The organism is Pseudooceanicola lipolyticus (genome assembly GCF_002786325.1).
GTDB classification, from domain to species: domain Bacteria; phylum Pseudomonadota; class Alphaproteobacteria; order Rhodobacterales; family Rhodobacteraceae; genus Pseudooceanicola_C; species Pseudooceanicola_C lipolyticus.
Genome location: NZ_PGTB01000126.1, coordinates 1 through 12,168 on the forward strand (window position 1 = coordinate 1; position 12,168 = coordinate 12,168).

6 protein-coding genes and 1 pseudogene are annotated in these 12,168 nt (G+C 64.0%); 1 reads left to right on the forward strand and 6 read right to left on the reverse strand.

Annotation, left to right across the window (positions count from 1 at the left end; all coding sequences use genetic code 11):
* Positions 1-138: 138 nt before the first annotated feature.
* Complete coding sequence (locus CVM52_RS26700) at positions 139-1,101, reverse strand: calcium-binding protein (RefSeq protein ID WP_133119904.1); 963 nt, start codon at positions 1,099-1,101, stop codon at positions 139-141.
* Positions 1,102-1,555: 454 nt separating this feature from the next.
* Positions 1,556-5,209: a vitamin B12-dependent ribonucleotide reductase gene (locus tag CVM52_RS19665; protein ID WP_100164131.1), complete on the reverse strand. Its 3,654-nt coding sequence runs from the start codon at positions 5,207-5,209 to the stop codon at positions 1,556-1,558.
* 520 nt (positions 5,210-5,729) lie between these two features.
* Here CVM52_RS19665 and CVM52_RS19670 point away from each other — a divergent pair.
* Entirely contained in the window at positions 5,730-6,179 is a 450-nt protein-coding gene (locus tag CVM52_RS19670) for a hypothetical protein (protein WP_133119905.1), read from the forward strand.
* Between the two features lie 84 nt (positions 6,180-6,263).
* On the opposite strand, the gene CVM52_RS19675 is transcribed toward CVM52_RS19670, so the two are convergent.
* The 4 genes and pseudogenes from CVM52_RS19675 to CVM52_RS19690 form a co-directional block, all read right to left on the reverse strand.
* The gene (locus CVM52_RS19675; protein WP_100164133.1) at positions 6,264-6,890 is read right to left on the reverse strand and encodes a response regulator transcription factor; all 627 of its coding nucleotides are present in this window, start codon (positions 6,888-6,890) and stop codon (positions 6,264-6,266) included.
* Positions 6,887-9,226 (reverse strand): cache domain-containing protein, encoded by a 2,340-nt coding sequence (locus CVM52_RS19680; protein ID WP_100164134.1) that lies wholly within the window; start codon positions 9,224-9,226, stop codon positions 6,887-6,889. Before CVM52_RS19680 ends, CVM52_RS19675 begins: the two co-directional genes overlap by 4 nt.
* A gap of 438 nt (positions 9,227-9,664) precedes the next feature.
* On the reverse strand, positions 9,665-11,914 hold the full coding sequence (locus CVM52_RS19685; RefSeq protein ID WP_100164135.1) for a xanthine dehydrogenase family protein molybdopterin-binding subunit: 2,250 nt from the start codon (positions 11,912-11,914) through the stop codon (positions 9,665-9,667).
* Positions 11,907-12,168 (reverse strand): annotated as a pseudogene (locus tag CVM52_RS19690) (FAD binding domain-containing protein); the annotation flags it as partial. The pseudogene CVM52_RS19690 and the gene CVM52_RS19685, both read right to left, overlap by 8 nt.

The window sequence follows — 12,168 nt, forward strand, 5'->3', positions numbered from 1 at the left end:
GCGCTGCGCCGCGACATGGGGCTGACGCGCAGTGCGCCCAGCGCCACGCTCTATGACGAGGCGCCGGGCGGCTGACCCGCGGCCACTGCCCGGCAGAGCGTCATCCGAAGTTCCGGCGCGGCGGCCGGGACTGGGCGCTCAGAACAGGAAATCCCTGGCATCCAGATCACCCAGGCTGACCTCCAGCAGGATGATCTTGGTGCGGCCGGCATCGTCGATGACCACGTCATCGCCCACCTGCGTCATGTGGTTGGTCTTGAGGTCCTGAAAGTTGCGGATCGCGCTGACAGCGCTCAGGTCGACATCTTCCCTGTTGTTCTGGGCGGCGAAATCGGTGATGCGGGTTTCGCCGTATTTATTGCCGAAGATGAAGGTATCGGCACCACCGCCGCCGGTGCAACTGTCCCCGCCCTTGCCGGGATCGATCTTGTCCCTGCCGGCGCCGCCTCTGATCACGTCATTGCCGCCGCCACCCCACAGCCGGTCACCACCGGCCCCGCCCAAAAGCGTATCGGCCCCCTTGCCGCCCCAGAGCCGGTCGTTGCCGACGCCGCCATCGAGGGTGTCATTTCCCCTGTCGCCCCAGACCTGGTCATTGCCGTCGCCGCTGAACAGGTCGTCATGGCCACCCAGCGCCCGGATCTTGTCATCGCCCATCAGGTTGAACGGGGCGCCGTCACCCACCGTCTGGCTGCGGTTGGCCAGGTCGGCGACATTGCGCAGGGTCAGGTCCCAGTCTTGCGACAACAGGAAGGTTTCAAAGGCCAGCAGATCCGCGCCCGTGTTTTCCTGCTCGATCACCGCGCTGATCTCGGTGATGTCGATATCGGCGTTGAGAAACTCCAGCCTATCCGAGCCGCGGGTGAAAACGATCGAGTCGATCACCCCGGTTGCCACGAAAGGAAACCCGTTGGGCGCCAGAGCCACGGTAAAGCCGGAGCCGAGATACTGAAATGAAGCGATGACCGAGCCGTAGATCACATTCCCGTTCACCTGGGTAGCGGTGACACCGCTGATCACTCCGCCAAAGGCCAGCGCGGTCAGAACGTCGCCCAGTTCAAGCGGCGCGAAAGCGTCAGGCAGGACCACTTTGATTGCCATGCGGCGTGCCCCCCGGATCGGATTTTCGGTCTGAGATGCAGCGAGTTTGGCAAAAAAAGGCCGAATCGGCAACTTTCACCGGGGATGGGGTGTTCGGCGCGGCAGTTATCCGGGCGTGCGATATCGGGCCTTAGAGGTCCCGGCGCGGCGGCCGGGACAGCGGGTCGCAGGGCGCAGGCAAAAAAATCGGGGCGCCGAAGCGCCCCGTTTGAGTTTCGCCGTTCAGGCTCATCTAGTTTACCGCCCGGTGGTTTTTGCCTGCGGCCTGAACGTCGTCTGAAGCGAGCGCACCCGCTCCGGGAAAGGTGGGCAAGAACAAGTAGTCCGTCCCCACCCGGGCCTTTGGGCAAGGCAGGAGGAAAGCTCCTGCCTGGCCCGGTCTCGTCGGGGTCCGGTCTCCCGTGGCAGCCCGGGACCCCTGCGCGTCATCGCGGACGCGGTTCCGTTGCGCGGCTTACGAGCATCCGCTCGTCCCGCCGCAGGTGTTGCACTTCATGCAGGTGCCGTTGCGCACCAGCGTGTAGTTGCCGCATTCGCCGCAGGCCTCGCCCTCGTAGCCCTGCATCTTGGCCTTGGTGCGGGCGTCGATGCCGACGGTGCCGCTGGTCACGGCGGTGGAGGAGACCGCAACCGCCGCGGCGGTCTCGGGTACCAGCGTGTGCAGCGCCACCGAGGCATCGACACCGCCGGACATCGCCTGGCCGCCATTCAGCACCACCAGTTCCTGCGGCAGCCGCTTGCGCAGATAGCCGGTCGAACTGATCTGTTTCAGCACCTCCAGCGAACGGGTCGCCGCGCTTTCGGTGAGTTCCGAGATGTTCGACACGCCCTCTTCCTCGCCGCGACCCAGATCGTCGAAGGTGGCGCCCTCGGGCTTCACATGGGCCAGGTCGGTGCGGTCCAGATAGGACACCGCCAGTTCGCGGAACACGTAGTCGAGGATCGAGGTCGCGCTCTTGATGCTGTCATTGCCCTGCACCATCCCCGCCGGTTCGAACTTGGTGAAGGTGAAGGCATCGACGAACTCTTCCAGCGGCACACCATATTGCAGGCCCACCGACACCGCGATGGCAAAGTTGTTCATCATCGCACGGAAGCCGGCGCCTTCCTTGTGCATGTCGATGAAGATCTCGCCCAGCGTGCCGTCTTCGTATTCGCCGGTGCGCAGGTACACCTTGTGGCCGCCAACGATGGCCTTCTGGGTATAGCCCTTGCGCCGCTGCGGCATCTTCTCGCGATGGCTGCGGACGATCTCTTTGACCACCACCTTCTCGATGATCTTCTCGGCCAGCACCGCGGCCTTTTCCTGGGCCGAGCCGCGCTCCAGCACCTCTGCCGCCTCGTCATCGTCTTCGACCAGGGCCGAGGCCAGAGGCTGCGACAGTTTCGAACCGTCGCGGTACAGCGCGTTGGCCTTGATGCCCAGGCTCCAGCTCAGCTCATAGGCCTTCTGGCAATCCTCGATGGTGGCATCGTTGGGCATGTTGATCGTCTTGCTGATCGCGCCCGAGATAAAGCTCTGCGCCGCCGCCATCATGTGGATATGGCTGTCGACCGAGAGATAGCGCTTGCCCTTCTTGCCGCAGACATTGGCGCAGTCGAAGATCGCGTAATGCTCTTGCTTGAGGTGCGGCGCCCCTTCCAGGGTCATCGTCCCGCAGACATGGTCATTGGCCGCCTCGATCTCTTTCCGGGTATAGCCCAGATGCTTCAGCAGGTCGAAGCTGGGATCGTTCAGCTTGGCCTTCGGCAGGCCCAGCACGCGGGTGCAGAACTCTTCGCCCAGCGTCCACTGGTTGAAGACAAAGCGGATGTCGAAGGCCTGCGCCAGCGCCGCATCGACCTTGGCCAGTTCCTCGGCGCCAAAGCCATGCCCGGCCAGCGAGGTGTGGTTGATCCCCGGCGCGTTGCCGATGCTGCCATGGCCGACCGCATAGGCGATGATCTCTTCGATCTGCGCGCTGCCATAGCCCAGCTTTTCCAATGCCGCGGGCACCGACCGGTTGATGATCTTGAAATAGCCGCCGCCGGCCAGCTTCTTGAACTTCACCAGCGCGAAATCGGGTTCGATCCCGGTGGTGTCGCAATCCATCACCAGGCCGATGGTGCCGGTCGGCGCGATCACGGTGGACTGCGCGTTGCGATAGCCGTGCTTTTCACCCAGGCTCAGCGCCTCGTCCCAGACCGCGGTGGCGATGTCGACCAGCCGCGAGTCGGGGCAGTTGGCATGATCCAGCGGCACCGGCTTGACCGACAGGTCTTCATAGCCCTCGGTCGCGCCATGGGCGGCATTGCGGTGGTTGCGGATCACCCGCAGCATGTGCTCGGCGTTTTTCTTGTAGCCGCGGAACGGCCCCAGCTCGCCGGCCATCTCGGCCGAGGTGGCATAGGCAACACCGGTCATGATCGCGGTCAGCGCGCCGCACAGCGCCCGGCCTTCGGCCGAGTCATAGCTGAGGCCCATATTCATCAGCAGCCCGCCGATATTGGCATAGCCCAAGCCCAGCGTGCGGAAGTCATAGGACAGCTGCGCGATTTCCTTGGACGGGAACTGCGCCATCATCACCGAGATTTCCAGCGTCACCGTCCACAGCCGCGAGGCGTGCATGTAATCGCCGGCGCGGAACTCGCCATCCTCCAGGAAGGTCAGCAGGTTCATCGACGCCAGGTTACAGGCGGTGTCGTCCAGGAACATGTATTCCGAGCACGGGTTCGAGCCGCGGATCGGGCCGTCTGCCGGGCAGGTATGCCATTCGTTGACGGTGTCGTGATACTGGATACCCGGATCGGCGCAGGCCCAGGCGGCATGGCCCACCTGCTCCCACAGGTCGCGGGCCCGCACGGTTTTCGCGACCGAGCCGTCGACGCGGTTGATCAGTTCCCAGTCGGCGTCCTTTTCCACCGCGGTCAGGAAGGCATTGGTGACCCGGATCGAGTTGTTCGAGTTCTGACCCGACACGCTGTTGTAAGCTTCCGAGTCCCAATCGGTGTTATAGGTCGGGAACTCGATCGAGGTGTGGCCCTGCCGGGCATAGTCCAGCACCCGCTTGATATAGGTTTCCGGCACCGACGACGACTTGGCATCGCGCACCGCCGCCTTCAGCGCGGGGTTGGTATTGGGGTCGTAAGCGGCCTCGGCCGCGCCGTCCCAGGCCTTGATGGCGTCGAAGATGCCGTTCAGCTTCTGTTCGTGGATTTTCGACCCTGCGACGATGCTGGCGACCTTCTGCTCTTCCAGCACCTTCCAGTTGATGAAATCCTCGATATCCGGATGATCGGCATCCACGATCACCATCTTCGCTGCTCGACGGGTTGTGCCCCCCGACTTGATGGCACCGGCCGCCCGGTCGCCGATCTTCAGAAATCCCATAAGTCCCGAGGACTTGCCACCGCCCGACAGCTTTTCGCCCTCGCCGCGCAGGTGGCTGAAATTGGTGCCGGTGCCCGAACCGTATTTGAACAGGCGCGCCTCGCGGACCCACAGGTCCATGATGCCGCCGTCGTTGACCAGATCGTCCTGGACCGACTGGATAAAGCAGGCATGCGGCTGCGGGTGTTCATAGGCACTTTTGGACTTGGTCAGCTTGCCGGTCTTGTAATCGACATAGTGGTGCCCCTGGCTGGGACCGTCGATGCCATAGGCCCAGTGCAGGCCGGTGTTGAACCATTGCGGCGAATTCGGCGCGCCGCGCTGGGTCGCCAGCATATAGCGCATCTCGTCGAAATAGGCGCGGGCGTCGGCCTCGTCGGTGAAATAGCCGCCCTTCCAGCCCCAGTAGGCCCAGGCGCCGGCCAGCCGGTCGAACACCTGCTTGGACGAGATCTCGCCGCCGATTTCGGCGCCTTCCTCGGCGACCGAGCGCCACAGGAATTCGGGAACGTCCTTTTCCGCCACCTTCTTCAGGCGCGACGGCACACCGGCCTTGCGGAAATATTTCTGCGCCAGCACGTCGCTGGCCACCTGGCTCCATGACGCAGGAACTTCGATTCCCTCCTGCCGGAACACGACGGTGCCATCGGGATTCCGGATTTCGGACGTGGCCAGAACAAACTCCAGATCCGCGTAGGCGTCTTGCCCAGCTTTGGTGAATTTGCGTTCAATCTTCATCACTGCCTCTTTTCTCAGTCCCATTTCCAGGCGCAGAAGCCACCTGAACCGACCCCCATGCGCAGGGCCGAATGTGCCGTGAACCGAACAAGCAATTCTCTTCGCCGCGCTCTGAAAGCGATCCGGCCGTGGGACCGGTTCTGCGTCGATTTTCTGTCTGTTCCATCCCGGTCGCCCCCTCTGGCTTTCTACCAGATTTAGTGGGTGACGACCCAGCCAACACAATTTCGCGTGTTTAGACCGTTTCCGTCAACGGGTTTTTAGGGCATTTTTCAAAATTGTTTCTCTTGACGCGTGTATCCGGCCGGCCCTCTGTTTCCGCCCGATGATTCATCCCCAATCCGCCGGTCGAATGCCCAGGTGCATTTCCTTTTGAAATGCTGGGGTTTGACGGCAAAAGCCGAAGTTTAACCACAGGATTGTCCACCGCCCGCGCGGCCCCCCGGTCGCGGCTTGCGCCGGCCCCGGCGATATGCGTGACTGTGCCACAGCCGCTACATTTGCCGCCGGAGTCACCAGCATGCGTCTTATTTCCGCACTCTCTATGGTGGCTCTCTGGGGGTGCACCACACAAGATGTAGAGGTTATAAGCAACGCCGCCCGGTTTCCGGCCTATCCCGATGCGCTGTTCTCGGCCATCGAATCCACCTGCACCGATCCGGCCGACACGCTGCTGCGCCCGAAACGCGGCATCCTGGAGTGCCGCACTTTCCTCAGCCCCGAGGAAAGTGCCGCGCTGATCATCACCTATGACGGCACACCGGAGAAACTGCCGCAACTGGTGATGCGGTTTCAGGCGATGAAGGACAACGGCGGTTATCTGGTCGATTACCAGGCCTTTATCGACGTGCCGCAAAAAACCGGCGCGCCGGTCCGGCTCAGCCAGCATTCCCCGTGGGTGCTGCGCCGGATGGCGCAGATTTTCCAGCTGTCCGGGGGCGAGATGGTGCCACCTCCAGCCGAGGCATAGGGCGCTCGGCGCGTGTGGCGCTGCGACCCCGGTTTCGGGCCGGGTTCAAACTGTCTCTTCTAAGCCATTAAAACACATGCGGTTTTAGATTTTCCGCATCGGCCCCTTCGCCAGGTCGACCAGTTCGACAACCGAACGCACTTCCAGCTTTTCCAGGATGCGCGCGCGGTGATGGTCGACGGTTCGCGGACTGATCTCCAGGATGCGGCCGATCTCTTTGCTGGTGACTTCCCCGGGATGTTCCAGGATGAAATCGACGATTTCCTGCTCGCGCGCGGTCAACCGGTCGAACCGCGACGCGGCGGCGCGGGCGCGGCCGGCGGCTTCGGCCATCTCGGCGGCCATCTTGCAGGCGGTCTCGATCCGCTCCACCAGCACCGACTGGCGGAACGGTTTTTCCAGGAAATCCACCGCGCCCCCCTTCATCGCCTGCACCGATTCCGGGATGCCGCCATGACCGGTGATAAAGATGATCGGCAACAGGTATCCCTTGCGGTTGATATGTTCCTGCAACTCCAACCCGGACATGCCCGGCATCCCGTAATCCAGCACCAGGCAGCCGATGCGGTTTTCATCATAGGCGTCAAGGAAGGCCTGCGCCGACTCGTAGGCCTCCACCGTGAAGCCACGCATGCGCAATGCCCGCGGCAGCGATGTACGGATGTGCTGATCGTCATCGACGACGAAGACAACGGGGTCTGGATCACTCATGCCGCCCGAGACCCTCTGGCCGCCGAACCCGCCCTGCTGGCGGGCAATACGAAACAGAACCGGGCCCCGTCCGCGTGGCTGGCATCATGCCACAGCCGCCCGCCATTGGCGGCGACGATGGAGCGGCAGATCGACAGGCCCAGCCCCATGCCGTCGGGTTTGGTGGTTTCGAATTCCGAGAACAGCGTCAACCCCGGCGCGATGCCCGGCCCGTTATCGGTGACGCTGACATGCACCTTGTCGCCGTCACGCGCGGCCCGCACCACGACCCTGCGCGCCTCCTGATCGACACCGCCCAGCGCCTCGACCGCGTTGCGCAGCAGGTTGACGATGACCTGCGCAATCTGCGTGCGGTTGCCGTAAACCTCGGTCTGGCCCTCGACCTCGATCCTGACATCCACCTCCGCTTCGGTCGCCTCGGGCAGCACCAGCCGGCGTGCCTGTTCGATCAGTTCGGGGAAGTCGAACACCGTGCGTTCGGCGGTGTCCTTTTTGACGAAACTGCGCAGCGCGCGGATGATATCGCCGGCGCGCAGCGACTGTTCCTCGATTTCCTGCAGGATGGTGCGCAGCTCGGCGTCGGCCTCGCCCGCGCGTTCGGCGGCCAGCCGGGCCGCATCGGCATTCTGCGCAATCGCCGCCAGCGGCTGGTTCAACTCATGCGCCAGGCCCGATGCCAACTGCCCCATCATATGCCCGCGCGAGAAATGCGACAGCTCGCGGCTCAGCTGCTGGATCTGGCGCTCTTTCGCAATCGCGCCAGTGATATCATCCACCATGGCCACGGCATAGAGCGCCTTGCCGCCTTCATCGCGCACCATGAAGGCATTGAACTTGACCCAGAGCCTGCGCCCGCCCTTGCGGATCAACCGCATTTCCTGATTGGCCGGTGGTGTGTCACTCTGGGCGGCATCCAGATGCGCGAAGGTCTCGGCCGGCCCATCCAGGGCAATATCGGCCAGGCACAGCTCGGACAGCTCCTGCGGGGTATAGCCGGTCAATTCGCAGAATTTCGGATTGGCGCGCAGCACCGCCCCGGTTTCCGGCGCCAGATGGGCAATCGGGCGCGAGGCCATGTCGAAGGTCTGGCCATATTCGAATTCGGTCTGCTTGCGCGCGGCAATCTGCTGCATCAGCGTGGCATTGGCGCGCTCCAACTCTTTATAGGTCTTCGGCAATGGCTCCGACGGATCCAGCTCGCCCTGGGAAATCAGCGCCGAGCGCACCGCAAAGGCGCGCACCGGACGATAGATGTAATTTGCCATCAATAGCCCGATCAGCGCGGTGATCGCCGAAACCGCGATCGCGATCCAGATATTGTTCAGCCGGTTCCTTTTGATCACCGCGGTAAAATCATTCTCGGGGGCATAAACAGCAATCGTCCAGGGCAATTCCCGGCTGATAATCGGCTTGACCACCGAAACATAAGTTTCGCCGTCATGGGTGAATTGCGATGACATTTCCTGCGGCGTGAACAGCGCCCCTTCGCGGTAGAGCGGGCTGAACGCCGAACGCGCAATCGGATCCTCCAGTTCCCAGATCTTGGCAAAGCGCAAGGTGCCGTCCGGGCCCGGGGTTCGGATGAACTGCTGGTCGGGATGCGCGATCACGTCGCCATTGCGATGGATGATCAGCGCCTTGCCGGTCGACCCGACCCGCAGCATGGAGAGAAAATCCGAGATGTCGCTGATCTCGATATCCACCCCCATCACCCCGTTGATCGTCCCGTCGCTGCCGAAGACCGGCGAGGCCAGGGTGATGCCCGGCTGTTGCGAGGAATAGAAGATATAGGGATCGGTCCAGATCGTGTTTTGGTCGGCCTCGGCGCGCAGATACCAAGGCCGCGTGCGCGGATCATAGGTATCGGTCGGGTCCGAGCGGCGGGACACCACCGAAAACTCTTCGTCGCGCCAGATCAGCTGGGTATCGCGGACATCGCCGTCGAACGAGACGAATTTCGACCGGTACGGCCCCGCGTCGTCGCTGCGCATCACGTAGACGAATTCGCCCGCGCGATTGCCATAGAAAATGCCGGAAAACTGCGGCGACAGTTGCAGCTGCTGAAAGAACAGTTGTTCCAGCAATTGCGGGTTGTCACTGGCCACCACGTCATTCTGCGCCAGGTTGGCAGCCAGTTCCGCCGCCCCGTGGGCCGGTTGCAGAAAGCCCTTGGAATGTTCAATCGTGTTGGTGCCGACATCGCTGAGCAGATCGCGGGCATGGCCGATCAGCGCACGCTCGGATGTGACATAAGATGTCGAGATGATCAGCAGCACCGCCATCAGCTGCAGGCCGGCCAGCCCGATTACAAGTATGGTGCCCAAAGACGTCTTCACAGCCCGGCTTCAATCGCGTGTTTCAATAAAAGGCATCTTGCGCCACCCGCTTCATTCTGAAAGCCCTGCGGTCGGCGATGGCAGCGAAGGACTGACCGAAAGTTTATAGGCCAGCCGATACGGAACGGGGAATAGGTAGAATTGCCTAGGCAATGACACGCATTCACAGGCACGAGAGATTCCATCACACTGTCCTCATTCTTTGGCCTGGTCGTTCCGGCGACCGAATTCTGGCCCTAATAACTTTGCAACAAAGTTAATTTTCGTCCATCCCCTCTGTTCCGTGAGTGGTACTGGCGTCGGGGCCCGTCCCGACGCCAGTTTTACGTGTGAACTCCGAAATCGCAATAATTTCAGTTCCGCCCTGTGGCGGCCGCTCCGGCCCTCGGCCGCCCCCCCGACGCGGCGACCGTCCGAATCGCCGCGCCGATCAGCGGGTCAGGCCCCGGCCAACAGGTCCTCGATGCGGATCGGGAAACGCCTGACGCGGGTGCCGGTGGCGTGCCAGATCGCGTTGCCGATGGCGCCCACGGTGCCGGTGATGCCGATCTCGCCCACCCCCTTGATTCCCAGCGCGTTCACATGGGGATCATCCTCGTGCACGGTCAGCACCTCCAGCCCCTGCACATCGGCATTGACCGGAATGTGATAGCCCGCCAGGTCGGCGTTGATGACCCGCCCGGTGCGCGCGTCCATCCGGGCCTCTTCATGCAGGGCAAAGGACAGGCCCCAGATCATCCCGCCCATCAACTGGCTTTCGGCCAGTCTGGGATTGATGATCCGTCCCGCGGCAAAGACCCCGACCAGGCGGCTGACCCGGATCTGGTAGAGCGCCGGATCGACCTTCACCTCGGCGAAGACCGCGCCATGCGAATACATCGCGTGGCCTGCCGCCGCTTCGGGACTGCGCGCGGCGCTGCCCTGGCCGACGATCTCGGCGCCGCCCGCGCGGGCGATGATCTCGGCATAGCTTTCGCTGCGGCTTTCATCGTTTTCCAGAACCAGCCGGCCGTCGCGCCCGACCACGCTGGCATTACCTGCCCCATAGAGCGGCGAAGCCGGGTCGGCAGTGGCAATCTCGGCCAGCCGCCGGACTGCCTCGACCCCGGCCGCATGCAGCGCGCTGCCGGCGGTGGCGGTATGCCCCGAGCCACCGGCAACGCCACCATCGGGCAGGTCGGAATGGCCCGAGCGGAACTCGACCTTGTCCAGCGGCAGGCCCAGCCCGTCTGCCGCGATCTGCGCCAGCGCGGTCCAGGCCCCCTGCCCCATATCGGCAGCGGCGGTTTCAACAAGGCCGGTGCCGTCCGGGCGCAGCACCGCCCGGGCCTGGGCGGTGAACATCGGCGCGGCAAACAGCGCGCTGCCCATCCCCCAGCCGACAAGGCAACCGTTTTCATCGGTCATCTGCCGCGGCTGCCGCGGCCGACCGGCCCAGCCAAACCGCTCGGCCCCCTGCGCATAGCAGTCGCGCAACGCCTTGGAGGAATAGGGCCGCCCGGTGCCGGGCTCGGTATCGGCATAGTTGCGCAGGCGAAAGTCCAGCGGATCCAGCCCTAGCGCTTCGGCCATCTCGTCCATCGCACATTCCAGCGCCGCCGAGCCCGACGCCTCGCCGGGCGCGCGCATCGGTCCCGGCGTGCCGATATCGACACGCACGCCATAGAGCGCCGAGCGCAGCGCATCCGCGGCATAGAGCCCCTGCGAGGCAAAGGCGGCGGATTCGACGAAATCGTCAAAGGTCGAGGTCACGGCAAGCGACTCGTGATCCAATACGGTCAATTTGCCGGCGCCGTCGGTGCCCAGCCTCAGCCGCTGCCGTGTGGCGCCGCGATGGCCGGTGGGGCCGAACATCTGGTCGCGCCGCAACATCAGCTTGACCGGCCGCCCGGTCATGCGCGCGGCAAGGATGGCCAGCACCTGCGGCCCGTTGACCACGGCTTTGGAGCCAAAGCCGCCGCCCAGGTAAGGGCTGCGGATGGTCACGTTCTCGGGTGGAATCCCGAGGTAAAACGCATAGGCCGCGCAGGACATCGCAATCGCCTGGCTGGGGATGTCCAGCATCAGCCGATCACCATCCCATTGCGCCACCAGCGCGTGGGTCTCCATGGCGTTGTGATATTGCTCGGGCGTTTCATAGGTCACGTCGATGGCCTGCGCCGCCGCGGCATGGCCCGCGGCGATATCGCCGTGCACGGTTTCGCCGGGTCCCCCGAAGGCGCCTGCTTCCAGCTTGTAAGGCTCGGCCCCGTCCAGCCCGACCCGCGGCGGCAGCGCCGTGTAGCGCGGATTCAGCAGACGCGCGCCCTCTGTCGCGGCCTCCAGGGTTTCGCCCAGCACCAGCGCGATCGGCTGGTTGGCATAGCGCACCGTGTCATCCTGCAACGCCTCGAAGCGGAAGGCGAACATGAAGGGCTTGCTCTGCGGATCACCGGGCAAGGGCGGGCAATTGTCCGGCGTGATCACCTCGACCACGCCGGGATGCGCCTTGGCGGCAGCCACATCCAGTTGGGTGACGCGGCCCCGGGCGATGGTGGCCGGGACATAGACAGCGTGCAGCAGGTGCTCGGGGTGGTTGTCCGCGGCGAAGGTGGCCGCCCCGGTCACCTTGGCGATACCGTCGCGGCGGGTGAACGGCTGGCCCGAATTGGAACCGAAGCGCGCGGGAAAGGGAAGCGTATCAGGCATCAGCGGGAACTCCGAGTGAACAGGCCGGAAGCGCCGGAAGGCGTGCCGGTGTCCCACCGGCGGCCAGGGTCAGGGCGCGAATGGCGATGCGCCGGGACAGTTCGATCTTGTGGGCATTGTCGCCCGAGGGTCGGGCGCCCTCCAGCGCCGTGGCAGCGGCTTGGGCAAACAGGTCCGGCCCCGGCTTGTGCCCCACCATCAGCGTCTCGGCGGCCGGCACACGCCAGGGCCGCGCGGCCACCGCGCCCAGCACC

Excerpts from the sequence above, each read along its gene's own strand:
- CVM52_RS26700 (WP_133119904.1), bottom strand. The coding sequence starts at position 1,101 with ATGGCAATCAAAGTGGTCCTGCCTGACGCTTTCGCGCCGCTTGAACTG.
- CVM52_RS19665 (WP_100164131.1), bottom strand. The coding sequence starts at position 5,209 with ATGAAGATTGAACGCAAATTCACCAAAGCTGGGCAAGACGCCTACGCG.
- CVM52_RS19670 (WP_133119905.1), top strand. The coding sequence starts at position 5,730 with ATGCGTCTTATTTCCGCACTCTCTATGGTGGCTCTCTGGGGGTGCACC.
- CVM52_RS19675 (WP_100164133.1), bottom strand. The coding sequence starts at position 6,890 with ATGAGTGATCCAGACCCCGTTGTCTTCGTCGTCGATGACGATCAGCAC.
- CVM52_RS19685 (WP_100164135.1), bottom strand. The coding sequence starts at position 11,914 with ATGCCTGATACGCTTCCCTTTCCCGCGCGCTTCGGTTCCAATTCGGGC.